Source organism: Pandoraea pnomenusa, from assembly GCF_040391475.1.
Classification (GTDB): Bacteria; Pseudomonadota; Gammaproteobacteria; order Burkholderiales; family Burkholderiaceae; genus Pandoraea; species Pandoraea pnomenusa_C.
Genome location: NZ_JBEBXS010000035.1, coordinates 1 through 24,952, shown reverse-complemented (window position 1 = coordinate 24,952; position 24,952 = coordinate 1). Strand labels below are relative to the sequence as shown.

The 24,952-nt window shown below is 63.1% G+C and carries 20 protein-coding genes and 1 pseudogene; 14 read left to right on the top strand and 7 right to left on the bottom strand.

Annotation, left to right across the window (positions count from 1 at the left end; translation table 11 throughout):
• Positions 1-125 precede the first annotated feature (125 nt).
• A complete protein-coding gene (gene yihA, locus ABWO90_RS23390) occupies positions 126-794 on the bottom strand; it encodes a ribosome biogenesis GTP-binding protein YihA/YsxC (protein WP_353193624.1) in 669 nt (222 codons plus the stop codon).
• A gap of 296 nt (positions 795-1,090) precedes the next feature.
• Between yihA and ABWO90_RS23385 the strand changes: the two genes are divergently transcribed.
• The 5 genes from ABWO90_RS23385 to msrQ all read left to right on the top strand — a co-directional run bounded on the left by ABWO90_RS23385 (position 1,091) and on the right by msrQ (position 7,087).
• On the top strand, positions 1,091-1,747 hold the full coding sequence (locus ABWO90_RS23385) for a c-type cytochrome (protein WP_353193623.1): 657 nt from the start codon (positions 1,091-1,093) through the stop codon (positions 1,745-1,747).
• Positions 1,748-1,912: 165 nt separating this feature from the next.
• Positions 1,913-4,048, top strand: coding sequence for a cytochrome c biogenesis protein ResB (locus tag ABWO90_RS23380; RefSeq protein WP_353193622.1), 2,136 nt, complete (start codon positions 1,913-1,915; stop codon positions 4,046-4,048).
• Positions 4,049-4,064: 16 nt separating this feature from the next.
• Positions 4,065-5,249 (top strand): c-type cytochrome biogenesis protein CcsB, encoded by a 1,185-nt coding sequence (gene ccsB / locus ABWO90_RS23375; protein ID WP_353193621.1) that lies wholly within the window; start codon positions 4,065-4,067, stop codon positions 5,247-5,249.
• A gap of 120 nt (positions 5,250-5,369) precedes the next feature.
• Positions 5,370-6,377 (top strand): protein-methionine-sulfoxide reductase catalytic subunit MsrP, encoded by a 1,008-nt coding sequence (gene msrP, locus ABWO90_RS23370; RefSeq protein WP_502922689.1) that lies wholly within the window; start codon positions 5,370-5,372, stop codon positions 6,375-6,377.
• A gap of 101 nt (positions 6,378-6,478) precedes the next feature.
• Complete coding sequence (msrQ, locus tag ABWO90_RS23365; RefSeq protein WP_353193619.1) at positions 6,479-7,087, top strand: protein-methionine-sulfoxide reductase heme-binding subunit MsrQ; 609 nt, start codon at positions 6,479-6,481, stop codon at positions 7,085-7,087.
• 15 nt (positions 7,088-7,102) lie between these two features.
• Here the strand turns inward: msrQ and lysA are convergent, their stop codons facing one another.
• The gene (lysA, locus tag ABWO90_RS23360; protein WP_353193618.1) at positions 7,103-8,371 is read right to left on the bottom strand and encodes a diaminopimelate decarboxylase; all 1,269 of its coding nucleotides are present in this window, start codon (positions 8,369-8,371) and stop codon (positions 7,103-7,105) included.
• A 96-nt stretch (positions 8,372-8,467) separates the two neighbouring features.
• Positions 8,468-8,695 carry an LPS translocon maturation chaperone LptM gene (gene lptM / locus ABWO90_RS23355; protein ID WP_353193617.1) on the bottom strand — a complete coding sequence of 76 codons (228 nt, stop codon included), beginning with the start codon at positions 8,693-8,695 and terminating at the stop codon, positions 8,468-8,470.
• A gap of 57 nt (positions 8,696-8,752) precedes the next feature.
• On the opposite strand from lptM, the gene cyaY reads away from it, so the two are divergent.
• Positions 8,753-9,073 carry an iron donor protein CyaY gene (cyaY, locus tag ABWO90_RS23350; protein WP_353193616.1) on the top strand — a complete coding sequence of 107 codons (321 nt, stop codon included), beginning with the start codon at positions 8,753-8,755 and terminating at the stop codon, positions 9,071-9,073.
• 94 nt (positions 9,074-9,167) lie between these two features.
• Here cyaY and ABWO90_RS23345 read toward each other — a convergent pair whose 3' ends face one another.
• Positions 9,168-11,621: a penicillin-binding protein 1A gene (locus ABWO90_RS23345; protein WP_353193615.1), complete on the bottom strand. Its 2,454-nt coding sequence runs from the start codon at positions 11,619-11,621 to the stop codon at positions 9,168-9,170.
• 244 nt (positions 11,622-11,865) lie between these two features.
• On the opposite strand from ABWO90_RS23345, the gene pilM reads away from it, so the two are divergent.
• The 6 genes and pseudogenes from pilM to ABWO90_RS23315 all read left to right on the top strand — a co-directional run bounded on the left by pilM (position 11,866) and on the right by ABWO90_RS23315 (position 19,190).
• On the top strand, positions 11,866-12,897 hold the full coding sequence (pilM, locus tag ABWO90_RS23340) for a type IV pilus biogenesis protein PilM (RefSeq protein WP_353193614.1): 1,032 nt from the start codon (positions 11,866-11,868) through the stop codon (positions 12,895-12,897).
• Complete coding sequence (locus tag ABWO90_RS23335) at positions 12,888-13,556, top strand: PilN domain-containing protein (RefSeq protein ID WP_353193613.1); 669 nt, start codon at positions 12,888-12,890, stop codon at positions 13,554-13,556. Before pilM ends, ABWO90_RS23335 begins: the two co-directional genes overlap by 10 nt.
• A gap of 139 nt (positions 13,557-13,695) precedes the next feature.
• On the top strand, positions 13,696-16,278 hold the full coding sequence (locus tag ABWO90_RS23330; RefSeq protein WP_353193612.1) for a type IV pilus secretin PilQ: 2,583 nt from the start codon (positions 13,696-13,698) through the stop codon (positions 16,276-16,278).
• Positions 16,184-16,702 (top strand): annotated as a pseudogene (locus tag ABWO90_RS23325) (shikimate kinase); the annotation flags it as partial. The gene ABWO90_RS23330 and the pseudogene ABWO90_RS23325, both read left to right, overlap by 95 nt.
• 258 nt (positions 16,703-16,960) lie before the next feature.
• Positions 16,961-18,037 (top strand): 3-dehydroquinate synthase, encoded by a 1,077-nt coding sequence (aroB, locus tag ABWO90_RS23320; RefSeq protein ID WP_353193611.1) that lies wholly within the window; start codon positions 16,961-16,963, stop codon positions 18,035-18,037.
• 16 nt (positions 18,038-18,053) lie between these two features.
• Positions 18,054-19,190, top strand: coding sequence for a deoxyguanosinetriphosphate triphosphohydrolase (locus ABWO90_RS23315; protein ID WP_353193610.1), 1,137 nt, complete (start codon positions 18,054-18,056; stop codon positions 19,188-19,190).
• A 184-nt stretch (positions 19,191-19,374) separates the two neighbouring features.
• Here ABWO90_RS23315 and ABWO90_RS23310 read toward each other — a convergent pair whose 3' ends face one another.
• The 3 genes from ABWO90_RS23310 to ABWO90_RS23300 form a co-directional block, all read right to left on the bottom strand.
• A complete protein-coding gene (locus ABWO90_RS23310; RefSeq protein ID WP_353193609.1) occupies positions 19,375-19,752 on the bottom strand; it encodes an ElaB/YgaM/YqjD family protein in 378 nt (125 codons plus the stop codon).
• A gap of 291 nt (positions 19,753-20,043) precedes the next feature.
• Positions 20,044-20,793: an OmpW/AlkL family protein gene (locus tag ABWO90_RS23305; protein WP_353193608.1), complete on the bottom strand. Its 750-nt coding sequence runs from the start codon at positions 20,791-20,793 to the stop codon at positions 20,044-20,046.
• A gap of 267 nt (positions 20,794-21,060) precedes the next feature.
• Entirely contained in the window at positions 21,061-21,909 is an 849-nt protein-coding gene (locus tag ABWO90_RS23300; RefSeq protein WP_353193607.1) for an OmpW/AlkL family protein, read from the bottom strand.
• 197 nt (positions 21,910-22,106) lie between these two features.
• On the opposite strand from ABWO90_RS23300, the gene ABWO90_RS23295 reads away from it, so the two are divergent.
• Both ABWO90_RS23295 and ABWO90_RS23290 read left to right on the top strand, forming a co-directional pair.
• Entirely contained in the window at positions 22,107-22,808 is a 702-nt protein-coding gene (locus ABWO90_RS23295) for a transposase (protein ID WP_353193606.1), read from the top strand.
• A 400-nt stretch (positions 22,809-23,208) separates the two neighbouring features.
• Positions 23,209-24,952 (top strand): glutamate synthase central domain-containing protein (locus ABWO90_RS23290; RefSeq protein WP_502922688.1); only part of this gene is annotated, 1,744 nt, incomplete at its 3' end.

Below are 24,952 nucleotides of genomic sequence, written 5' to 3'. Positions count from 1 at the left end.
GCTGGCCCGACCTCTGGAATTTCCGATGCCTGTTCGCGGTATGCCGCGACGATTTGTCGCGCCCATCCGTAGCCCATGACGCTTACCTTATGGCGTTGACACCGTCGGCAAGCGCCGAGCGACGCTCACTTTTTCGCGGTATCGCGTGCCGGAATGGCGAGCCAGTCTTCGAGCATGCGCTGGGCGGCATCGACGCCGGTGCGCTTGAGCGAGGAGAAGAGTTGCGCGGTGAACTGCGGCGCGACCGCCGGATCGTCCGACGGCAGGCCGTCGGTCCGCGGCAACGCTGCCAGTCGCTTTTGCGTATCGCGCAGTACGACCGTGGCTTCCTGGCGCGTGAGCTTGTCCGCCTTGGTCAGCAGCGCGTGGATGGGACGCCCGGTCGGCAGGAACCAGTCGATCAGCTCGCAATCGAGATCCGTGAACGGACGGCGCGAGTCCATCACGAGCACGAGACCACGAAGCTGCGGACGTTGTACAAGATAGTCGCCGAGCAGTTGCTGCCAATGCACCTTCACCCCGCCGCCGACTTCGGCGTAGCCGTAACCGGGCAAGTCGACGAGGTAACCGTACAGATGCTCGAGGTGCGCGATCTCGAAATAGTTGATGTGCTGCGTGCGGCCCGGCGTCTTGCTGGAGAATGCCAGACGCTTCTGGTTGCACAGGATGTTGAGCGCGCTGGACTTGCCCGCGTTCGAGCGACCCGCGAAGGCGACCTCGGGCACGGCCGTGGGCGGCAGGTCGCGCAGATGATTGACGGTCGTAAAGAAGCGGGCTTGATGAAGTAGGGACATGACGGAAACCGGGGAGCGCCGCAGCCATTGGAGACAGGCCGCAACGCGAGCGCAGACAGGCAATTCGGCAGGTTCGACGCCCACCGGCGACAGGCCGGGAAGCCCCGTTCTGCGGCCTTCTACATGGAATCCCCTAAAGCCGGGGAAAGTCTTTATTGTACAATATGAAAGTTAACCTTGGCCCGGCCAAGGCTTGCCCGAACGTCTCGCGCGCCGTGAGGTTGGAGGAGAAACATGGCGTCGGACGGTGAGTTCGAACGACCGATTTCCCGACAAAACAGATATAAGGTGTGCGAATGAACCGAGGAGTGTGGAAGTCTCTCGCTGCAACACCGTTGGCGCTGGCATGCTTTCTACTGAGCGGCGTAGGACAAGCCGCCGAGGCGCAGGCGCCTGCAAAACCAGACCTGAACCGGGGACAGGCAATTGCCACTCAGGTTTGCGCCACCTGCCACGCGGCAGACGGCAACAGTACCGGCGGCGCGTATCCGAAGCTCGCCGGTCAGCACGTCGAATACCTGAACAAGCAGCTCGTCGATTTCAAGGCGCAGCCCGGCAAGACCCCCGCACGTAACAACCCGATCATGGCCGGCATGGTGGCGGCATTGTCCGAACAGGACATGCGCAACGTCTCCGCCTTCTTCGCGTCGCAGACACCCAAGCCGGGTGCCGCACGTAACAAGGACACCGTACCGCTGGGCGAAAAGATCTATCGTGGCGGTGTCGCCGACAAGGGCGTGCCCGCCTGTGCGTCATGCCACGGCCCGGCCGGTGCCGGCATGCCGTCGCAGTATCCGAGATTGTCCGGTCAATGGGCGGAATACACCGCCGCCCAGCTGGTGGCGTTCCGCGACGGCACCCGCCTGAACAACGCACCGATGCACGATGTCAGTGCGCGCCTGTCGGACAAGGAAATCAAGGCGGTCGCGGATTACATCGCTGGGTTGCACTGATCGGCGTTCTGCCCTGACATCGTGTGAACGTCAGGGTATATTCGCTGACTTATAACGAAACCAGCAGCGGCGCCGCAGAGCGATCGGATCGAACTGGTTTAGCATACACAGGGTGGCGGGCGCGTGAAGAACGCGTCCCCGCCCTTTTTTGTTGTCGGAAACAGGATGAGCATCAGTACCTCGGGAATGCAGATCAAGGGCGCGCAACGATGGGTGCGCGACGGCGTCGAGCTGGTCAGTTCGATGCGTTTTGCCATCAGCCTGCTGACCGTGCTTGCGATCGCCAGTATCGTCGGCACCGTGCTCAAGCAGGGCGACCCCTATCCCAACTACGTCAATCAGTTCGGCCCCTTCTGGGCGGACGTCTTCCGCTCGCTCGGTCTGTACACCGTCTACAGCTCGTGGTGGTTCCTGCTGATTCTCTTCTTCCTCATGGCGTCGACGACGCTGTGCATCGTGCGCAATGCGCCGAAGATGATCGCCGACATTCGCAGTTGGCGCGATCACGTGCGCGAAGGCAGCTTGCGGGCGTTCGGGCACAAGGGTGAGTTCACCGGCCCGGCGCCGCGTGCGGCGCTTCTGCCGCGCCTGACCCAGTACCTCGGGCGCAGAGGCTATCGTTTCGTCGTCCGAGAGCGCGATGGCGCAACGCTCGTCGCCGCGAAGGCCGGTGCCATCAACAAGATCGGCTACATCTTCGCGCACAGTGCGATCGTCATCATCTGTCTGGGCGGTCTGGTCGACAGCGATCTGCTGATCCGCATTCAGATGGCGCTCTTCGGCAAATCGCCGCTGCAAGGCAATGCCGTCATCGCACAGATTCCGGAGACGCACCGTCTGTCGCCGAATAACCCCGCGTTCCGCGGCTATGCATTCGTGCCGGAAGGTGGGCGCTCGAATACGGCGATTCTGAATTTCCAGGACGGCTCCGTCGTTCAGGATCTGCCGTTCTCCATCGAACTGAAGAAATTCCACGTCGACTATTACTCGACGGGCATGCCAAAGCTCTTCGCGAGCGACATCGTGGTCACCGATCCCGAGACGGGCAAGACGATGGACGCGACGGTGAAGGTCAACGAGCCGTTCATCTACAAGGGCGTGGCGATCTACCAGTCGAGTTTCGAGGACGGCGGCAGCAAGCTCAAGCTCACGGGCTACCCGATGCGGGGTGCGTCGGACCGCACGTTCGCCTTCTCCGGCGATATCGGCGGTTCCACGCAACTGCGCGGTGGCGCGGCCGCGAAGGACGAGTACACCGTCGAGTTCAGCGATTTCCGTGCGATCAACGTCGAGAACATCAGCAACGGCAGCGGCGAGCGCGACGTGCGCGGCGTGGCGCGCAAGTCGCTGCGCGAGGATCTGAGCAGGCATCTCGGCTCGGGGGCACGCTCCGATCCGGGCAAGGATCTGCGCAACGTCGGCCCCTCGGTGCAGTACAAGGTGCGCGATCGCAGCGGGCAGGCGAAGGAGTACCGCAACTACATGTTGCCGATCCTCGTAGGCGACGGCGAGCGCGTGTTCATGACGGGCGTGCGTGACACGCCTGACGGCCCGTTCCAGTACCTGCGTATTCCGGCCGACGCCGACGGCTCCGTCAAGCAGTGGATGATGATCCGCGCGGCACTCCAGGACGACGCGGCCCGCACCGAGGCGGCACGCCGGTTCGCGGCACAATCGCTGCCGTCGCAGACGTCGGCCGAATTGCGTGCGCAATTGCAGGAAAGTGCCAAGCGCGAACTGGACCTGTTTGCCGGTGTGATCCCGGCGAGCAAGAACAGCCAGACGAAGGGCGGCCTGCAGGCGATCGCCGAGTTTGTGAACGAGAAAGTGCCGCAGGAGCAGCAATCGAGCGCGGCGGATATGTTCCGCCGCATCCTCGACGGGACCATCTGGCAATTGTGGCAAGTGGCCCGCGAGCAGGCGGGCATGCCGCCGGTGGCATCGTCGCCGGAGACGGAACTGTTCGTGCATACGGCGACCAACGCGCTGTCCGACAACTTCCTGTACGACGCCCCGGTTTTCCTGCAGCTCGATTCGTTCAACCAGATTCAGGCGAGCGTCTTCCAGCTCACGCGTTCGCCCGGAAAGAAGATCGTGTATCTTGGCAGCTTGCTGCTGGTGCTGGGCATCTTCTCGATGTTCTATGTGCGTGAGCGGCGGCTGTGGATGTGGCTGAAGGACACCCCGGAAGGTGGCAGTTCGGTATTGATGGCAGTGTCGACGACGCGCCGCACGCTGGACTTCGAAAAGGAATTCGCCCGCACGAAGGCGGAAATCGACGAGATCGTCACGAAACGATGAAGGTGAGGTGAGACAGATGGAGTTATCGCAAAGCTATTCGGATGCCTCGTGGTTGCGCCGCCGCAGTATCGGCGACTGGCTGTTCGCGTTGGCGCTGGCGATCGGTGCGGGCTTTGCCCTCAATCGCTATGGCCACTACATGGATTACTACGAGCACACGATTCTCGTGCTTGCGGTGCCCACCTTCGCGCTGCTCGGCTGGCACTGGCGCTCCGTGCGATGGCTGATGGCGGGCATCGCCATTCTGGCGCTCTCGGGCATCGGGCTGTATCACCATGATCTCGCTCGTGCGGATCAGGCGTTCTTCCTCAAGTATTTCCTCTCGAGTCAGTCGGCCATCCTGTGGATGAGCGCGCTGTTCTTCCTCTCGACGTTGTTCTACTGGGGCGGACTGCTTGCGCGCTCCCCGTTCGGCGCGAGCGTGGGGTCGTCGCTGTGTTGGTCGGCGGTGTTGCTCGGTTTCACCGGCATGATGGTGCGCTGGTACGAGTCGTATCTCGTGGGGGCGGACGTCGGCCACATTCCGATTTCGAACCTGTACGAAGTGTTCGTGCTCTTCTGCCTGATTACGGCGCTCTTCTACCTGTACTACGAGCACCGCTACGAAACCCGTTCGCTTGGGCCGTTCGTGTTGTTGGTGATCAGTGCGGCGGTCGGTTTCAACCTGTGGTACAGCGTGGCGCGCAGCGCCTATGAAATCCAGCCGCTGGTGCCGGCGTTGCAGAGCTGGTGGATGAAGATCCACGTGCCGGCGAACTTCATCGGTTACGGCACGTTTGCGCTCGCGGCCATGGTCGCGGTGGCGTATCTGCTGAAGTCGGGCGAAAACAAGCGTCTGGCGGCCGCAGGCAAGCCGCTCGACACCGGGTTCTTCTCGTCGCGCCTGCCGTCGCTCGAATTGCTCGACGATGTGATGTACAAGGCGATCGCCGTCGGTTTCGCGTTCTTCACCATTGCCACGATTCTCGGCGCGCTGTGGGCGGCCGACGCGTGGGGCGGTTACTGGAGCTGGGACCCGAAGGAGACGTGGGCGTTGATCGTCTGGCTGAACTATGCGGCATGGCTGCACATGCGCCTGATGAAGGGGCTGCGCGGCGTGGTGGCGGCATGGTGGTCGCTGACCGGGCTGCTGATCACGACGTTCGCCTTCCTCGGCGTGAACATGTTCCTCTCGGGGCTGCACAGCTACGGACAGCTCTGACGGACGCTGAGTCCGTTCGCCGGGAATCGGATCGGGAAAGCCGCCGCGCATGACTGCCGGCGGCTTTTTTCATCGGCATTCGCTATGCTTCGTCATATCGCACGCAGAACCCGTCAGGAGATCGTCATCATGAATACCCACAAGTCGCGCCTGCGCGGCGCGGATATTCCGGCAAGCAGCATCACGCCGCGTGAAATCGCGACCGGCCGGCGACGCTTCCTGCAAGCCTCCGGCCTGGGGCTGACGGGGTTGGGCGGGACGGCGCTCGGCATGTTGCCGCAACGCGCTGTCTTTGCCGCCGACAGCCCGGGGACCGGCCTGGCCAAACTCGGGGCCGCGCGCAATACGCGTTACGTCGTTACCGACAAGCCGACCGACATCAAGGATGTCACCACCTACAACAACTTCTACGAGTTCGGCACCGACAAGTCCGATCCATCGCGCCGGGCGGGTACGCTCAAGCCGCGTCCGTGGCAGGTGGCTATCGAAGGGGAAGTCAAACAGCCGAAAATCTACGACATCGACGCGCTGCTCAAGCTGGCGCCGCTCGAAGAGCGGGTGTATCGCCATCGGTGCGTCGAGGGATGGTCGATGGTGATCCCGTGGATCGGTTACTCGCTGTCAGAACTGATCAAGCAGGTGCAGCCGACGGGCAACGCGAGATATGTGGAGTTCGTCACGCTGGCCGACCCGAAGCAGATGCCTGGGCTCTCGTATCCGGTGCTGAGTTGGCCGTATATCGAAGGGCTGCGTATGGACGAAGCGATGCACCCGCTTTCGTTGCTGACATTCGGCCTGTACGGGGAGGTGCTGCCCAATCAGAATGGCGCCCCGGTGCGTATGGTGTTGCCGTGGAAATACGGCTTCAAAAGCGCCAAATCCATCGTGAAGATCCGCTTCGTCGAGAAGATGCCCGTTACGAGCTGGAATCGTGCGGCGGCAGACGAATACGGTTTCTATTCGAACGTGAACCCCGACGTCGATCACCCGCGCTGGAGTCAGGCGACCGAGCGTCGCATTGGCGACGGTGGCATTTTCACGCCCAAGCGCAAGACACTCATGTTCAACGGCTACGGCGAGCAGGTCGCCGGTCTGTATCAGGGCATGGACCTGCGTAAATTCTTCTGAGTCCGTCGACGGTGCCGATATTCCCATCCGATCGGAGCGGTGTCACCGGTACGCCGGCAGGCGTCGACGCCGCGGCACCCGCCGCCCGCGGCGTCCATCGCATGACACCCCGTTGGCTGGTCTGGGTGAAGGTCGCCGTGTTCTTGCTCGCATTGCTCCCGCTGCTGCGGCTGATCGTCTACGGCGCCACAGACCAACTTGGCGCGAACCCCGTGGAGTTCATCACCCGCTCTACGGGCACGTGGACGCTCGTCATGCTGTGCGTCACCTTAGCGATCACGCCGGTACGCCGCCTCTCGCCTCGTCTGGCATGGATGCTGCGCTGTCGTCGCATGCTCGGATTGTTCGCGTTTGGCTACGGCACGCTGCATTTCGCAACGTACTTCTGGCTGGATCAATGGTTCGACTGGACGAGCATTCTGCGCGACGTATCGGGCAAGCGCCCGTTCATCACCGTCGGATTTGCCGCGTTCGTGCTGATGGTGCCGCTCGCGCTCACGTCCCCGCACGCGATGGTGCGCTGGCTGGGCGGACGACGTTGGCAGCGGCTGCATCGCCTGATCTACGCGATTGCCGCGCTGGCGATCTTGCACTACTGGTGGATGAAGGCGGGCAAGAACGACCTTGCCCAGCCGGCGATCTACGCGATCGTGGTGGCCGGCCTGCTCGGCGCCCGGCTGATCCGGGGGCTGAACAGGCCGAAAGTGTGAGGGAACGGTGATGGGTCAGGCGTTGCCGGGCAACAGGTGTTCGCCGGCAAACAGCGACTCGATCGTTTCGCGCTCGCGAACCAGGTAGGCCTCGTTGCCATCGACCATGACCTCGGCGGCGCGCGGACGCGTGTTGTAGTTCGAGCTCATCGTGAAGCCGTAGGCGCCAGCCGAGCGAATCGCGAGCAGGTCACCCGGTGCGATGGCCAGTGCGCGGTCGCGACCGAGCCAGTCGCCGCTTTCGCAAACGGGGCCGACGACGTCATACGTCACCGTGTCGGCGGCGCGGCGCTCGACTGGGTCGATACCGTGATACGCCTCGTACATGGCCGGACGCGCGAGATCGTTCATCGCAGCGTCGACGATGGCGAAGTTCTTCGTCTCACCGTGCTTGAGGAATACAACGCGCGTGAGCAGCACGCCCGCGTTGCCGACGAGCGAGCGACCCGGCTCGAACAGCACCTGGCGGTGGCCGTGGCCGCGCTTGGCGATGTGGTCGAGCAGCGTGGTGGCGAACGACGTGATTTCCGGCGGCGTTTCGTCGGTGTAGGTAATGCCCAGACCGCCGCCGACATCGATGTGATGCAGCGAGATACCTGCGGCTTCGAGCTTTTCGACGAGATCGAGCACCTTGTCGGTGGCATCGAGATACGGCGAAATTTCCGTGATTTGCGAGCCGATATGGCAATCGATGCCGACGACTTCGAGATTCGGCATGGCAGCGGCCGCGCGATAGGCGTCGAACGCTTCTTCATAGGCCACGCCGAACTTGTTGCCGCGCAGGCCGGTGGAGATATATGGGTGCGTCTTGGCGTCGACGTTCGGGTTCACGCGCAGCGACACCCGTGCACGCTTGCCCATCTGACCGGCCACTTCGTTCAGACGGTCCAGTTCCGGACGCGACTCCACGTTGAAGCAGAAGACGTCCTTTTCCAGCGCGTAGCGCATCTCCTCGGCATGCTTGCCCACGCCGGAGAACACCGCGCGCTTCGGATCGCCGCCGGCGGCGATGACTCGGGCGAGTTCGCCAGCCGACACGATGTCGAAGCCTGCGCCGAGCTTGGCAAACACGCCAAGCACGGCGAGGTTCGAGTTTGCCTTGGCGGCGTAGTGCACGGCGGCGTTGCGGCCCTCGCAGGCCTTGGCGTAGGCCTGATAGGCCTTCGTCAGCGCGGCCTTCGAATAGACGTAAAGCGGCGTGCCGAAGCGCTCGGCGAGGGCGGGCAGGGCAACGCCCTCGGCGTGAAGAACGTCGTCGCGGTAGGAGAAGAGGGCGTCGGACATCGCTAGAACTCGCGCTAAAACTCGGTAATCAAAAGGACATTCCGCCGAAGCGGAGGGTGTCGGCAGGCTGGTGCAGCCGGTTCGGCTTCTGCCAGCTTACTCCGGCTTCGCCGCAGGCAGCGAAGCGGCCGACGGCACGTCGACCGACGGGCCACGTTGCGGTTCAGGCACGCGTGGCGGCGGGGGCAGCGGCGCGCCCGGGGGCGGCGTCGGTTTCACCGGTCGTGCCGGCAGATACAGCGGCCCGGCCTGGCCGCAACCGGCCAGCACGCTCAAAAGGGTAATCGACGCTACAATCGCGCAGGTTCGAATAGGTGCAGTCATGGGGGTATCGCCGCGTGGTGCGGCATGCAAACGATGACGCAAACCGTGGAGTTTAGCATGACGGAAAGTGAATTCCTGGCGCTCGCCGAGGCAGTGCTGGCGCAGGTGGAGGCGGCTGTCGAGGACAGCGAGGTGGACATCGATTGCGAGCGCACGGGCAATGTCCTGACGCTCGAATTCGAAGACGGCAGCAAGATCATCGTCAACCTGCAAACGCCCATGAGCGAAATCTGGGTCGCGGCGCGTTCGGGCGGCTTCCATTTCCGCCTGAAGGGCGACGAATGGCGCGATACGCGCGACGACTCGGAGCTGTTCGAAGCGTTGTCGCGCTTTGCTTCGCAGCAGGCCGGCGAGACGGTAACACTGCAAGCGGACTGACAAAAAAATCGCGGCGCAGACCTCGGTGTGCCCGAGGCGCTGCGCCGCGTGGCGATCCCGGATACTCTCGGGACCGCAGATTCCCACTCGCCTGTCAGGGCTTGCTGTTGAACATGTCCAGTATGCGTTGGCGCTCCTGACGGTCCACCGGCGCGGGCGCAGGGGCCGGACCCGGCTGGGCCGGCATCTGACCGGGCATTGCGCCCGTTGCCGGGCCCGGCGCGGCCGAACCGTCCGGCGCCGTTTCGGCGCTCAGGCCGACCGTGCTGACGGCACGGCCCGGCGGATAGTCGTCATAGAAGTAATCTCCATTCGCCTGAATCACGCCCTGCGGCATCGTGCGCGTCGATTCGGGAACCCCGCGCAACGCCTTTGCCATGTAGTCGATCCAGATCGGCAGGGCCAGTCCGCCCCCGGTTTCGCGATCGCCCAGGTTGCGCGGCTGATCGAAGCCGATCCATGCCACCCCGACCAATTGCGACTGATAGCCGGCGAACCAGGCATCGTGTGAATCGTTCGTGGTACCGGTCTTGCCCGCCAGATCGCTGCGCTTGAGCACGTTGGTCTTGGCGGCCGTACCGCGAGTCGCCACGTCATGGAGCATCGAATTCATGATGAACGCGTTGCGCGCCGGAATGGCACGAATCGTTTCATCGCCTGCCATGGCAGGCTTCTCCTCCATGATGACGTTGCCCTTCGAGTCGGTAATGCGCGCCACGATGAACGGATTCACGCGGTATCCGCCGTTGGCGAACACGGAGTAGGCACTCGCCATTTGCAGCGGCGTGACCATCCCGGCGCCCAGCGCCATCGGCAGGTAGGCGGGATGCTTGTCCGCCTCGAAGCCGAACCGGCCGATGAATTTCTGTGCATAGCCCGGCGTAATGCTCTGCAGAATGCGGATCGACACGAGGTTACGCGAGCGCATCAGGGCGACGCGCATCGGCATTGGGCCCTCGAACCCGCCACCGTAGTTCTTCGGCTCCCAGGGCTGTCCGCCGGTTTGTGCGGCGGTGAAGTACAGCGGCCCGTCGTTGATGATCGTCGCCGGTGCGAAGCCCTTTTCCAGCGCGGCGGAGTAGATGAACGGCTTGAAGCTCGAGCCCGGTTGGCGCCACGCCTGCGTCACGTGGTTGAACTTGTTCCGGTTGAAGTCAAAACCGCCGACGAGTGAACGGATGGCACCGTTTTGCGGGTCGAGCGACACGAATGCCGCTTCGATGTCGGGCATTTGCACGATCCGCCAGTTGTCCTTCGCGTCCTTCGTCACGCGGATCACCGAGCCGCGGCGGATCTTCTGCTTCGGCTGGGCCTTGGCGCTCAGGCCCGCGGCGGCGAAGCGAAGGCCGTCGCCGCTCACGGTCACGTCGTCGCCGTTGAGCAGCACGGCCTTGACCTGTTGCGGCGCGGCGGACAGCACCACGGCCGCGACCATATCGCCGCTATCGGGATGCTCGACCAGCGTGTCGTCGATCAGTTGCTCGCGCTCGTCCTGATCGTCCGGCAGGTCAATGTTTGCTTCCGGGCCGCGATAGCCGTGGCGGAGTTCATAAGCCATGACACCCGAGCGCAACGCTTCGTAGGCCGCTTCCTGATCGGCCGAGTTGATCGTGGTGTAGACGTTGAAGCCGCGCGTATAAATCTCGTCCTTGAACTGCGAATAGAGCAGTTGGCGGACCATTTCGGCCACGTAACCGGCATGGACGCTGAACTCGCTGCCCAGCCCCCGCACCACCAGTTCCTGCGCAATTGCCTGATCGTACTCGTCCTTCGAGATATAGCCGAGGTCGTACATCCGCTTGAGGATGTATTCCTGACGCACGCGGGCGCGCTTGTAATTGACGATCGGGTTGTAGGCCGACGGCGCTTTCGGCAGACCGGCGAGCATGGCCGCTTCGGCGAGCGTGATGTCCTTGAGGTCCTTGCCGAAGTACACGCGCGCCGCGCTGGCAAAGCCATAGGCGCGCTCGCCCAGATAGATCTGATTCATGTACAGCTCGAGAATCTGATCCTTCGTGAGCCGCGACTCGATCTTGTAGGCGAGCAGCGCTTCGTAAATCTTGCGCGTGTAGGTTTTCTCGCTCGACAGGAAGAAGTTGCGCGCCACCTGCATCGTGATCGTGCTGGCGCCTTGCGACGAACCGCCGCGTGCGAAGTTGGCCACGCCTGCGCGGAAGATCCCGATGAAGTCGACCCCGCCGTGCTGATAGAAGCGGTCGTCCTCGATGGCGAGCACGGCCTTCTTCATGACGTCGGGGATATCGGCAAAGCGCACCAGGTTCCGGCGTTCTTCGCCAAATTCGCCGATCTGGATTTCATCGGCCGTGTAGATGCGCAGCGGGATCTTCGGCCGGTAGTCGACGATCGTGTCGAGCGACGGCAACTGCGGGGTCATCACCACCAGGATGTACCCCGCGAGCAGCGCGCCACAGACGACCATCGCGGCGATCAGGCCGGCGAACCAAAGGGCGAGGCGCAGCCAGATGGAGCGGCGCGGTTTGGGTGGGCGCTTGTCGCGGGGTGTCTCGGTTTGGGGTGTGCTTGCCATGGGGGAACCGGAAAAAACGATTGGCCGATTATAACGAACGACCCGCGACCGCCTGTGGCAGATCCCCGAAATCGGATTTCAGGCATGCCGGGCATCGGAATCGGCTGAGGAAAAAGCGGCGTGGATTCCGAAAGCGGCGTTCGTCCGTTGCACGGCCATGTGAATTGGGACGAGTCCGATTGGGTTGCCGCACATGGCTCGCTAGCATCGATGCCATCGACAAGCCGGAAGGCGGGAGGAAGTCATGATCGAAGCGGTTCTGCGCGGTGCGCGCCACATGGGGGCTCAGTTGGCGGCGCTGTCGCCGCGTCAGTCGGGTGGCGGCTGCGGTATTCACTTTGACGCACACAGCCTGCATTTCGTTCGCCTGATGCGTGTGCCGGGCGGTGACGGCCTGCGGCTGGACGCATCTGGCGCCACTGTCCTGGACGACGGCATCTTGCAGGGTGCACGGATCGCCAAGCCTGAGGCGGCGGCGCGCAGTTTGAGCGGTCTGCTGGAGCGGATTGGCATTTCCGCCGCCGATCTGGGGGGCGACACCGTCGTGGCGGCGCTGCCTGCCCACGGGCTGAGAACGCAAATCGTCGACTGTCCGGCGGATTTGCCGCCGCGCGCACTGCGTGCGTGGTGCGAGCGACGCGCTGCCCTGCTGCTCCCAGGTGACGGCGACCTCGCGCTGCGCAATCGAGTGGGCGTGACATGGGCCGAGCCCGGCGGCCATCGCTTGCGTCTGTATGCGTGCGAAGCGGATCTGGTCGACGACCGCGCCGCCGTACTGGAGATGGCGGGCTTACCGGTACATGCCGTCGATGCAGCCCATGAGGCCGGTCGGCGAGCATTCCGGTGGGTGCAGTCAGACAGTGTCGGGGCGGTGGCGCCTGTCGCGTTGTTGCAGATCGATGCGAGCGATCTTGATCTAGCCGTGTTCGAGGGGCGTCTTTGCATTGCCGACGCGCGAGAGCGTTTCGATGGTGTGGGCGGACACCCTGAGGCGCTTGCGAGCGTGGTGCGCGAACTGGTTGGCGGATTTCCGGCGGCGCCAGACGCCATATACGTCGCGGCGAATGGCGCGAGCCCGGCTGGACTCGTGGCGATCAGCGACGCTCTGGCCGCTGCGTGCGCCGTTCCCGTCAGGCACTTCGACCCGCTGCAGCGATTCGAGGCCCCGGCTTCCACGACGGCGCGGCGGCACGGCTTCGTACCGCAAGCGTCATTGGCCGTTCCATGCGGATTGGCCTTGCGCGCGATGGAAATGCGAGGGATGTCATGCGGATGAACGTAACGCTCCCGCCGCTCGATTTCCTTCCGACGATTGCACAATATCGACAGCGCGACTTTCGGCGGCAATGGCGCGTTTGGGCATGCGTGGCAGCCTGCGGGGCGCTGGGGTCGTTGGCTCCGATCGCCCGCGATTTCGCACTGAAACGAGAGGCGCAAGCCCAACTGGCAACGATGCGTCTTGCCATTGCAAAGCGCGAAGGCGAGACGGCCGCGTTCGATCTTTCCACGCGCCAGTTGGCTGCACTGGAGGCACACCGCCGCGCAGCGATTGCGCTGATCGAGCGTCGGCAGCCCGTGGCGTACCAGCTTTTGGACCTCATGCGGGCCTGTGCCGACGGTGTCCGACTCGTGGGAGTGAAAACGGCGGAAGCGCAGCTGCGCATCGAGGGGTATGCGACCACGCAGTCTCGGGTGCGCGAGACGCAGAAGCGGTTGAGGGCGCTGTCCTGGGTGCGCAAGGTCGCGGAAGTGGAATCCAGCGTCGTGCCGCAGAGCGTCCGGCGTCAATTGGTCGGGGCAGACGACGCCGGCGTACCAAATCTTCGCCGCTTCGCATTACGTATAGATCTGAAGCCTGTGACGGTTGCCAGTGTTTCGACCCTCGATCGGGATATCGAGACCTCGCCACGCGAGGAGGTGCCGGATGTACGGTGAACCGCACCCGCCGGACGATGTTCGCGACCTGTTTCTGGATGTCAGGGAGCGCTGGCGCGCGCGATGGCGGGCCTGGACATTGGTTGCTCCGGCGCAATGGCCGCGGTCGTTGCGGTGGGGCGCGGCTGCGATAGCGTGGATGACCGGGCTGGCGACGGCGTGGTCCATCTGGTGGCTGACAAATCTGCCGGTCCGGGCGACATTGCAGAAGGATCTGGCGGTCGAACAACAGGTGCTGGATCGGGCCAACGATGCAGCGTTTCGACTTCCGTCGTTACTGGCCACATTGCGCAACGCTGACGCCGAGACCTCGGCATGGCGGCGCTTGTTGCCCGTCGCCGGCCGTGGCGACACTTCCGACTCGCTGACACCGATGCCGACAGCGACAGCGACATCGACACCGATACCGACAGCGACATCGACAGCGACATCGACAGTGTCATCGACAGCGACATCGACAGCGACATCGATACCGGACGAAGACGGGGATGGCGCCGCCACCGACGCGTTCGATGATTGGGGGGCGCCGTGGCGCGCCGACCTGGAGGGATCCGTTGCCCGTGCGGGCCTGATGCTTGAGTCTGCGCGTCCCGGACCATCGGCGTCCGTGGGCGAGATCGAGGTCGAGCGTGCCGAGATGCGCGTGCAGGGGACGGTGGCGAACATGCTCGGATGGCTCGCGGAAATCGACGGCATGCCGCGTCTCCTGATCATCGAGCATTTCTCTCTCGAGGGGCCAGGGATTCGGTCCTCAAATGCGTCGACCGCCAGTGATGCCCCGGCGACGCTGACGGTGATGATCGCCGCGTACGCCTGGCGCCGACCCGCCGATCTCCCCATGCGGCCGCCCACCCAACCGTTACCCACACTTCCCGAGCGAACGTCGCATTGGCAACTCCCGGCGGAGACCATCGACGTGTTCCAGACACCCCTGACCCGACGTTCGGCGCAGGACGCCGTAACCATGGCGGTGCCCGGGCGGCAAGTGTCGGGCGACGACGACAAACCGGTCGGGGCAATGCGAGCGGGCGCGCGTCGCGTCGTGCTTCGGCGCACGTCGGGCTCGGGATTTGCCGTTACATGGAGTCACGTGCCGCCGCTTGCCCGAGCGGGGGCTCATGGGGACGATACGCCGAGCGTGGATCTGACGCTCCACGGTGTACCGGCAGTCGACGCCTTGCGAGCATTCGCTCGCTTGACGGGCCGCAGCGTCGTCATCGGCGAGCGCGTTGCAGGGCTGCTCGACATGGAAGTGAGGGGCGTCTCAGCCGCCACGGCGTTCGATGTGATGATTCGCAGCGCGGGGCTTGGCGTGCAATCGATCGGGGGCGTCGACTGGATCGCGCCGCGCGCGGACCTTCTGGCCGACGAACAATCGCGACTGGAAGCTGCCGCGAAGCGTGAGGCGATGTTGCCGCTGGCGAGCCGTCGCTTCATGCTCAACTATCCGCGCGCCGTGGCGCTGCGCGAAATCATCATGGGCGGAAAGGACAGTAAGGGGCAGCGCCTGTTGTCGGCCCGGGGCAGTCTGATCGCGGACCCTCGTACCAATCAGCTGTTCGTGACCGACTTGCCCGAGCGGCTCGACGCGTTGGCGTCGTTCATTTCGCGCGTCGACGTGCCCGTGCGTCAGGTGCTGATCGAGGCGCGAATTGTCGAGGCGAATGACCGGTTCAGCGAGTCGCTCGGTGTGAGACTGGCGGGCGTGAGCGGCGGCGATGCACAAATAGATGGCAGCCGGTCCGCGACTCACGGCGAAGTCGGCGAGGCACGGGGCGGCGGTACGGACGGCGGTGGTGGAAAGCCTCCGGGCAGCACGGTCGATATCGGATTGCCCGCCGCCGCGCTGGCCGGTGTCGCACCGCCAAGCCTTGCGATCACCTTGTTCGGACGTTCCGCCGCGCGGTTCCTCCAACTGGAACTCTCGGCGCTGGAGACGCGTGGCCAGGGCCGCGTCGTTTCCCGACCGCGCGTGGTCACTGCGGACAAGGTGCCGGCAGTCATCGAACAGGGCACCGAATTGCCGTATCAGACCCGAAGCGGCAGCCGGAATACCCTATCGCTCCACTTTCGCAAGGCGACGTTGAAGTTGGAAGTCACGCCGCTGATTACCCCGGACGGTCAGGTGATTCTGGACGTCGACGTGCGAAAGGACAGCGTCGGGCAGGAGGTAGCGGGCGGATTTGCCGTCGACACCCGGCACGTCAAGACACAAGTGCAGGTCGAAGACGGCGGTACGGTCGCCATCGGCGGCATCTATCAGGAGGAGACGCGAGACAGCCGGGCCGGTGTGCCCTGGTTGGGGGACGTACCCGTGCTTGGCGCATTGTTCCGGAATCGAGCCAACGAAGATCGGCGCACGGAGTTGCTCGTATTTCTGACGCCCAGTGTGGTGCCGGAGGGGGCCTCCGGGCATGGTGGCGGGGGACTGGCTCCGGCGGCTTCCAGCGCGGGTGCCGCGTTGGAGATGCCGGCGGACGCGCCAGCGGTGTTGCCTGCGCCGGTACGGGGAGACTCGCCGGCAGGGCATCCGCGCCTTACGGGGACGTTCCTTGAGGTGACGCGTTCCGCACGCCCGACGCATATCCCGGTATTATCGGGGGTTGGAACCCAAATATCAGCGATTTATGCTGGAAAACGTAATACTCGTCGGACTGATGGGGGCGGGCAAGACCACGGTAGGACGCGCAGTTGCGCGGCGTCTGGGGCGGCAGTTCTATGACTCCGACCATGAGATCGAGGCGCGCACGGGCGTGCGTATCCCGGTCATTTTCGAGCACGAAGGCGAAGACGGCTTTCGTCTGCGAGAAGCCCAGACCATCGACGAACTCACCCAACGCAGCGGAATCGTACTCGCCACGGGCGGGGGCGCGGTGCTGCGCGCGGAAAACCGCGAGCACATCAAGTCTCGCGGCACGGTCGTCTATCTGCGCGCGAATCCGCACGACCTCTGGTTGCGCACGCGTCGCGACAAGAATCGTCCGTTGCTTCAAACGGCCGATCCGCGTGCACGCCTCGAGCAGCTCTTTCAGGAGCGCGACGCCTTGTATCGCGAATGCGCGACCTTCGTCATCGAAACCGGTCGGCCGAGCGTCAATGCGCTCGTCAATATGGTGCTGATGCAGTTGGAAATGGCAGGTATCGTGCCGAGCCACCCTGAGGTGTCGTCCGACGCGCAGGAGGACCCGGGTCTCGCAGACGTCGCGCTGCCGGAAGTCGCCGGCGACGCCGGGGCTCACGCAGACGGCGACGATACGGTGCAGCCCGTTCGCGATAACGACGCGGGGAGCGCATCCGTGCCACCCGCACGTGATACCTTGTCTCGCTAGGACACGCCAACCCGCGCGATGCAGCGTCGCCACGCCGACGTCGCGCCGATAACGCTGAACATGACAACAAGCGGCATGATTACCCTCAAACTGGATCTGGGCGAGCGCGGCTACCCCATTCACATCGGTACCGACTTGCTCACCCAGGAAGCGCTGTTTGCCCCCCACGTGCGTGGTACACACGCCGTGATCGTCACGAACACGACCGTCGGCCCGCTGTACGCCGAACGCGTTGCGGCAACGTTGCAGCGGCTTGGCAAGAAAGTGGTGACTGCGGTGCTGCCCGATGGCGAGAAGCACAAGAACTGGCAAACGCTCAACCTGATTTTCGACGAGCTGCTGGGCGCGCAAGCCGATCGCAAGGCAACGCTGATCGCCCTGGGTGGTGGCGTTGTGGGGGACATGACGGGGTTTGCCGCGGCCTGCTACATGCGAGGCGTACCGTTCGTGCAGGTGCCGACGACGCTGCTTTCCCAGGTCGATTCGTCGGTCGGCGGCAAGACCGGCATCAACCACCCGCTGGGCAAGAACATGATCGGCGCCTTCTGGCAGCCGAGCGCAGTGCTGGCGGATATCGGCACGCTGTCCACGTTGCCCGATCGCGAACTGGCCGCCGGCATGGCGGAGGTGATCAAGCACGGCGCGATTGCCGATGAACAGTATTTCGACTGGATCGAAGCCAATATCGATGCCATCAACGCGCGCGATACGGCTGCCCTGTCTCACGCCGTTGAGCGTTCGTGCGAAATCAAGGCGAAGGTCGTCGCGAGCGACGAGCGCGAGCAAGGCTTGCGGGCCACGCTGAACTTCGGGCATACGTTCGGCCACGCCATCGAAGCCGGCCTGGGCTACGGCGAGTGGCTGCATGGCGAGGCCGTGGGCTGCGGCATGGTCATGGCCGCCGATCTGTCGGCCCGACTGGGCTTCATCGACGAGGCGCTCGTCGCACGAATCAAGGCGCTGGTCCAGGCGGCCAAACTGCCTGTGACCGGCCCGGACCTCGGCGAAGACCGCTATATCAATCTGATGCGCGTCGACAAGAAGGCCGAAGGCGGGGATATCCGCTTCGTATTGCTTAACCGACTGGGGCAGGCGTTCATGACGAGCGTGCCCGACGCAGAACTTCGCGCCACCTTGCGCGCCAACATCTGACGACGGAGGGCTGGCGATGATCGATTACGAAGCGTCGCTTGCCCCCTACGCGGCACGCTCGCGTGCGTCGCGCGGCCGGCGATTCTCGGAACCCGCACCCGCCACGCGCACGGAATTTCAGCGCGATCGGGATCGCATCATCCATTCGACCGCTTTTCGCCGGCTCGAATACAAGACACAGGTCTTCGTAAATCACGAAGGCGACCTGTTTCGTACGCGGCTCACGCATAGTCTCGAGGTCGCGCAGATCGGCCGCTCGATCGCCCGCAATCTGCGTGTGAACGAGGATCTCGTCGAGGCGATCGCGCTTGCCCATGACCTCGGACATACGCCGTTCGGCCACGCGGGGCAGGACGCCTTGAATGCCTGCATGCAGGACTACGGCGGCTTCGAGCACAACCTGCAGAGTTTGATCGTCGTCGACGAACTCGAAGAACACTACGGTGGCTTCAACGGCCTGAATCTCAGTTTCGAGACGCGTGAAGGCATCCTCAAGCACTGCTCGCGTGCGAACGCGCGAGGTTTGGGGGAGCTTGGCGAGCGCTTTCTCAAAGGGCGACAACCGGGTATCGAAGCGCAGATTGCCAATCTGGCGGACGAGATCGCGTACAACAATCACGATATCGACGATGGCGTGCGCTCCGGACTGCTGACGCTCGAACAACTCGATGACGTACCGCTCTGGAAGCGTTTCTGCGACGAATCGCGCAATGCCTGGCCGGATATTGCGGGGCGCCGACTGGTGCACGAAACCACGCGCCGGATCATCAATGCACTGATCGTCGATCTGATTGCGACGACGCGCCAGCGCGTGGCGGACGCCTCACCTGCGTCGATGGATGATGTCCGCAGCGCAGGGCCGCTGGTGGCGTTCAGCGACGACATGCGCGAACAGGCGGGGCAGCTCAAGCGTTTCCTGTTCGATAACCTGTATCGACACTATCTGGTAATGCGCATGTCGGCCAAGGCACAACGTATCGTGCAGGAGCTGTTCGAGACATTTCTTGCAGATCCGCGCCTGCTGCCGCCAACCTACCGAACGGAAAATCCGACCGATCAACCGCGCTGGATCGCGCACTACGTTGCCGGCATGACGGACCGCTACGCGATCAAGGAGTACCGCCGACTTTTCACCATTGAGCCGACCCTTTGACGGTCTCGCTCACGTGACAGCAGGAAGCGTAGCCAGTGGTGGCGACCAAACAAAACAGCCGGCGTATAGCCGGCTGTTTTGTTTGAGACGTCGATTTCCGTGAGTGAGGCGGTGCGAAGCCGGTGGGCATGGGCCCGGACCGGTACGCCGCCAGATCGTCGGCGTCCGGCGGCTCGCGAGTCGCTCAGCTGCGTCCGGCGATGAAGCCAAGAACCAAGGCGACAGCGGCGACGGTGCCGAGCGTTTGCCACGGACGCTCATGCACATACCCGTCGGCCTCTTCCCACACTTCGTTGGCGCGATGACGCAAGTTGGCGCGTGCATCACCAAAGTCACTACGCGCCTGGCGTAGCTTGTCGCCGATTTCGGCCCGCAGGGCTTCCACGTCGGACGCCGACTTCGCATTCGACAAGGCGTGGTCAAGATCGTCGAGCAGATCACGGACTCGCGAGGAGACGTCGCCAGTGGCAAGGCGCGCCGCGCGTGCCGTGCGACGACCCGCAAACCGCGCATCTTCCAGCCCGCTGTTCAGTGCGGATTCCGCTTTCGAGGCAATTCCCATTTTCAGACTCCCAAGAGGTGGTATTGAAATGCGGTGTCCGGCGAGTCCGGGGGGATGCCGACACCGATGGAACCCTGATGCGAGCGGCCATTATGGCGCTGCCGCTCGTGTGCGTACACATGAAAGACCGATCGGGAAAACGGAAAGTTGCAGAACGTTCGCTGAAAATCGTGTGAGAAGGCGCCGACATGGCGCAATAAATGCGAAAACGCCGCGCAGGGCGGCGTTTTCGGAGCAACTTGGAGCGACTTTCGCGACGTTGAAGCGGCCTGAATGCAGCTCGGGTAAAACTTAGAAGCGGTAGCCCAGCGACAGGAACGTCACCACCGGGTTCAGCTTGACCTTGGCTTCGCTGGTCGTCGTGATCGGGCCGCGGGTCGTCGTCAGCTTGGCGGTCGTGCTCACCGGGATGTACGACACGGAGAAAGCGAGCGTCCAGTGCTTGTCCATGTTGTAGTTGATACCGGCGTTGAACACCGGTGCCCACGAGTTCGTCAGCTTGGCCGTGGTATTGCCGCCCAAGCCGCCAGTCAGGTTGGCGCTGGCCAGATTCTGGAAGCCGTCGGTCAGCTCGATGTTCGAGTACCAGAAGTAGCTGGCACCGATGCCGAGGAACGGACGCCACTTATCGTTCGCTTGGCCGAAGTAGTATTTCAGCAGCAGCGCGGGGCTCCATTGCTTGGCCGACGCCAGTGCGCCGTTACCCGGCAACGCGATCGCGCCTTGGCCGTAGAGGCGGAACTTCGGGGGTACACCGAACACGGCCTCAACGGCGATGTTGTCGGTGAAGAAGTGGGCGAACGTGATACCGACCGTGTCGGCGTTATCGACCTGTGCACCCGTGCCACCCAAGTGGCTGTTCGCAAGTTGCTGCAGTCCAGGAACGTTCGAGCCCGTCACGCTGAGCGGATCGCTCGATACCTGCGGCGCGAGGTGGAACCAGCCAAGGTTGACAACGTTATCGCCGGCTTGCTGTGCGAACGCGGCCCCCGATGCCGTCAGCATGGCCACGGCAGCAATCGTCAAATGCTTCAACTTCATCGATTCGTCTCCTGCTCAAGATTCTTTATTGTCGAGAATTTCGTTAAATGAAATTCAGGGCCATTATGCCGACGGCGCAAAGTGGCGGATAGCGAGAGTCTGGAGGCCGCGCTCTAAAGGTGTTGTATCCACGCATCGACTCATGGAATGCCCCTAGAAAAAAGCGCTGGACGAAAGAAAAGCGTGCCCTTATATGTCAGGCACGCTTTTAGGAATTCGATGTGGAGTCCGATATGCTGAACGCAGAATGCGTCCCGCACGCTGAGGTTAGAACTTGTAGCCGAGCGAGACGAAGGTCACAATCGGATTGAGCTTGATCTCGGCGTCCGAGGACGAAAGTACCGTACCATCCTGGGCCTTGATCTTGATGTTGGCCGTTGTCTTGAGCGGCAAATAGGAGACCGACGCGCTGGCAACCCAGTGCTTGTCGAATGCATAAGAAAAGCCGGCATTGAAAACCGGTTGCCACGACGCCGACGATTTGGCTTCAACGCTCGTCGGCCCGTTATGCCCGGAAGTGAACGCAAGCACACTGCCGAAATTCTGATTCAGCGCCGCTTCGAAATTCGGATTGAGACTGACGTTCGTGAAGAACGTGTAACTCACGCCGACACCGACAAACGGCCGCCACGTCGAATTGGCCTGCCCGAAGTAATACTGCAAGACCAGCGCCGGACTCCATTGGCGCACGCTTTGCACGATCGGATTGTTTTGCGCGGCACCGAGATCGATACTGGTGAGCGCGCCGGCCAGGCCCGGTGGCGCAATCACGCCTTCTCCGGTCAGTTTGAACTTGGCGGGAACGCCAGCGACGGTCTGCAGGGCGATGTTGTCGGTGAAGAAGTGGGTGACGACGAGCCCGAGCGTGTCGGCGTTGCTGACCTTCGCGCCGCTGCCCGGCGAAGTGAAGTTCGAAGGCACGAGGGTTGGTGTGAGGCCCTCTTGTGTGACACTGGTGGTCATCGGCTTGCTGGAGTCTTGCGGCGCGATGTGAAACCAGCCGAGGTTGACGACGTTGTCGCCGGCTTGTTGTGCGCTGGCGCTGGTGGACGCCAGGGAAATGCCGAGTCCGAGCGCGCATAAGCACGCCACGGACCGATAGGTCCGAGTTGCCATTTGTCTTTCCTCCCAAGATTATTTATTTATTTTTCGATGCATTATGCGCTTGGGATTTCGCCGCGCAATCGTCGTATCTAGAGCTTTTGCACGAATTAACGGGGTTTGGCTAGATATCAGAATTTAAAGAGTTTTTTATTCCGAAACTCTCTCGTGAATCGTGATATCCAGCTTTAAAGCATTACATTTGAATCAGCATGGCCCGATTACCGCGACTTTTTATTCCGCGCCAGCCGCAGCACGTCATTCTGCGCGGCAATAACCGGCAGGCGATCTTCGTCGACGACGAGGACCGGCGCGTCTTTCACGACCGTTTGCGCGATGCCGCGCGTGCGCACGGACTGGCGATTCACGCCTGGTGCATGATGCCGAACCACCTGCACCTGGTCGCCACGCCCGCAGACGAGCGCAGTCTCCCCGCGACACTGCAGGCCGTCGGCCGCTATTACGTGTTGTATTTCAACCGACGCCATCAACGTACCGGCACGCTCTGGGAGGGCCGCTACCGCGCAACGGTGATCGAGGCGGAGCATTACCTGCTGCTTGCCAGCCGGTATGTCGAACTCAACCCGGTGCGCGCTGGTCTTGTCGATGCGCCGGGAAACTATGTGTGGTCCAGCTACAACCATCACGTGGGGCTGACGGTCGACAGTCTCGTCACCGACCATGCGCTGTATTGGGCGCTGGGCAATACGCCGTTCGAACGTCAGCGCGCTTACGCAGAGGGGTTCTCGATTCCGCTGCCGGCACACGAAGTCGACGCACTGCGTACAGCAACACAGAAAGGCTGGTTGCTCGGCGGCCCCGAATATCAGTCGCGCATGGCGCTTGCCGCCAATCGCCGCGTCAGCCCGCTGACCCGCGGACGTCCCCGCAAGCCGGTCGCCGGCGCCCTCTGAAGTGTTTCTCCGGTAGGCCCAGGACGGCCTGCCGGTCATCTCCCTGCCGTAGCGTTCCCCCGCCAAGCATTTGAAATCACAGATTTTTCCGGCGCCGGCAGTTCATCCGAAATTAATCTGACCCCATTAAAAACAAGCCTTCTTTTGGTGCGGTTTTTAATTAGAATCTGACCCTATTAAATTATTTTGTCATTGTGAATTTCATAGCGTATATTCCAACTTCGGCCGATTGGTGCGATGCGCAAAAGCGTGCGCGCTGAGTCGGTTCCCTGTGGCGACGCCCGAGAATGACCTTCGACGCGCGCGGCTCCGCAGCTCTGGCCCGCCCGGCCAACCCCACTTAACCCGGCCGACCACGCGAGCATGCGCGCGGCGGCCTCGCCAAGAGACGGTGTAACTCGTGGAAAAGAAACAGCAACCGATTGCGACGGCAGCAGCGCTGCCGGGTGAGGCGTACTTGGCGCCGGACGCACAGGGCATGTACGACCCGGCCAATGAGCACGACGCCTGCGGCGTCGGCTTCGTGGCCCACATCAAGGGCGTGAAGAGCCACGCCATCGTCGAGCAGGGCCTGAAGATCCTCGAAAACCTCGATCACCGGGGCGCCGTGGGCGCCGACCCGTTGATGGGCGACGGCGCGGGCATTCTGCTGCAGATCCCCGATCAGTTCTTCCGCGAAGAGATGGCCACGCAGGGCGTGACGTTGCCGCCGGCGGGCGAGTACGGCGTCGGCATGATCTTCCTGCCGAAGGAGCACGCTTCGCGTCTGGCCTGCGAACAGGAACTCGAGCGCACCGTGAAGGCCGAGGGCCAGGTCGTGCTGGGCTGGCGCGATGTCGCGATCGACCGCGACATGCCGATGTCGCCCAACGTCAAGGCCACCGAGCCGGTCATCCGCCAGATCTTCATCGGCCGTGGTCAGGACATCATGGTGACGGACGCCCTCGAGCGTAAGCTGTACGTCATCCGCAAGACCGCGAGCCACCGCATCCAGGCACTCAAGCTCAAGCACGGCAAGGAATACTTCGTGCCGTCGATGTCGGCGCGCACCATCGTCTACAAGGGTCTGCTGCTGTGCGATCAGGTCGGTCGCTACTACCGAGACCTGGCCGATCCGCGCACGGTCTCGGCACTCGCCCTCGTTCACCAGCGCTTCTCGACGAACACGTTCCCGGCATGGGAACTGGCGCACCCGTACCGCATGGTGGCGCATAACGGTGAAATCAACACCGTGAAGGGCAACGTCAACTGGATCAACGCCCGCACCGGCGCGATCTCGTCGGCCGTGCTCGGCGACGACCTGCAGAAGCTGTGGCCGCTGATCTACCCGGGCCAGTCGGACACCGCATCGTTCGACAACTGCCTCGAAATGCTCACGATGGCCGGCTACCCGCTCGCCCACGCCGTGATGATGATGATCCCGGAAGCCTGGGAACAGCACACGCTGATGGACGAGAACCGCCGTGCGTTCTACGAGTACCACGCCGCCATGATGGAGCCGTGGGACGGCCCCGCCGCCATCGCGTTCACCGACGGCCGCCAGATCGGCGCCACGCTCGACCGTAACGGTCTGCGTCCGGCACGTTTCGTGATTACGGACGACGACGTCGTCATCCTGGCCTCGGAGTCGGGCGTGCTGCCGATCCCCGAGTCGAAGATCGTCAAGAAGTGGCGTCTGCAGCCGGGCAAGATGTTCCTGATCGACATGGATCAGGGCCGCATCATCGACGACAAGGAACTCAAGGACAACCTCGCCAACGCCAAGCCGTACAAGAGCTGGATCGACGCCGTGCGCATCAAGCTCGACGAGATCGAGCCGAAGGTCGAGGAAGCCGGTGTGCATCACGACACCGCCACGCCGCTGCTCGATCTGCAGCAGGCGTTCGGCTACACGCAGGAAGAAGTGAAGCTGCTGATGACGCCGATGGCGATCAACGGCGAAGAAGCCGTGGGCTCGATGGGCAACGACAGCCCGCTCGCGGTCATGAGCAACAAGAACAAGACGCTCTATCACTATTTCCGTCAGCTCTTCGCGCAGGTGACGAACCCGCCGATCGATCCGATCCGCGAAAACATGGTGATGTCGCTGGTGTCGTTCATCGGCCCGAAGCCGAACCTGCTCGACACGAACAACATCAACCCGC

What these genes read in the sequence shown, in the direction of transcription:
- ABWO90_RS23310 (WP_353193609.1), bottom strand. Translation starts at nt 19,752, where the DNA reads ATGGGAATTGCCTCGAAAGCGGAATCCGCACTGAACAGCGGGCTGGAA.
- ABWO90_RS23295 (WP_353193606.1), top strand. Translation starts at nt 22,107, where the DNA reads ATGGCCCGATTACCGCGACTTTTTATTCCGCGCCAGCCGCAGCACGTC.
- ABWO90_RS23300 (WP_353193607.1), bottom strand. Translation starts at nt 21,909, where the DNA reads ATGGCAACTCGGACCTATCGGTCCGTGGCGTGCTTATGCGCGCTCGGA.
- aroB (WP_353193611.1), top strand. Translation starts at nt 16,961, where the DNA reads ATGATTACCCTCAAACTGGATCTGGGCGAGCGCGGCTACCCCATTCAC.
- pilM (WP_353193614.1), top strand. Translation starts at nt 11,866, where the DNA reads ATGATCGAAGCGGTTCTGCGCGGTGCGCGCCACATGGGGGCTCAGTTG.
- cyaY (WP_353193616.1), top strand. Translation starts at nt 8,753, where the DNA reads ATGACGGAAAGTGAATTCCTGGCGCTCGCCGAGGCAGTGCTGGCGCAG.
- lptM (WP_353193617.1), bottom strand. Translation starts at nt 8,695, where the DNA reads ATGACTGCACCTATTCGAACCTGCGCGATTGTAGCGTCGATTACCCTT.
- ABWO90_RS23330 (WP_353193612.1), top strand. Translation starts at nt 13,696, where the DNA reads ATGACCGGGCTGGCGACGGCGTGGTCCATCTGGTGGCTGACAAATCTG.
- ccsB (WP_353193621.1), top strand. Translation starts at nt 4,065, where the DNA reads ATGGAGTTATCGCAAAGCTATTCGGATGCCTCGTGGTTGCGCCGCCGC.
- msrQ (WP_353193619.1), top strand. Translation starts at nt 6,479, where the DNA reads ATGACACCCCGTTGGCTGGTCTGGGTGAAGGTCGCCGTGTTCTTGCTC.
- ABWO90_RS23345 (WP_353193615.1), bottom strand. Translation starts at nt 11,621, where the DNA reads ATGGCAAGCACACCCCAAACCGAGACACCCCGCGACAAGCGCCCACCC.
- ABWO90_RS23305 (WP_353193608.1), bottom strand. Translation starts at nt 20,793, where the DNA reads ATGAAGTTGAAGCATTTGACGATTGCTGCCGTGGCCATGCTGACGGCA.
- lysA (WP_353193618.1), bottom strand. Translation starts at nt 8,371, where the DNA reads ATGTCCGACGCCCTCTTCTCCTACCGCGACGACGTTCTTCACGCCGAG.
- ABWO90_RS23380 (WP_353193622.1), top strand. Translation starts at nt 1,913, where the DNA reads ATGAGCATCAGTACCTCGGGAATGCAGATCAAGGGCGCGCAACGATGG.
- yihA (WP_353193624.1), bottom strand. Translation starts at nt 794, where the DNA reads ATGTCCCTACTTCATCAAGCCCGCTTCTTTACGACCGTCAATCATCTG.
- ABWO90_RS23385 (WP_353193623.1), top strand. Translation starts at nt 1,091, where the DNA reads ATGAACCGAGGAGTGTGGAAGTCTCTCGCTGCAACACCGTTGGCGCTG.
- ABWO90_RS23335 (WP_353193613.1), top strand. Translation starts at nt 12,888, where the DNA reads ATGCGGATGAACGTAACGCTCCCGCCGCTCGATTTCCTTCCGACGATT.
- ABWO90_RS23315 (WP_353193610.1), top strand. Translation starts at nt 18,054, where the DNA reads ATGATCGATTACGAAGCGTCGCTTGCCCCCTACGCGGCACGCTCGCGT.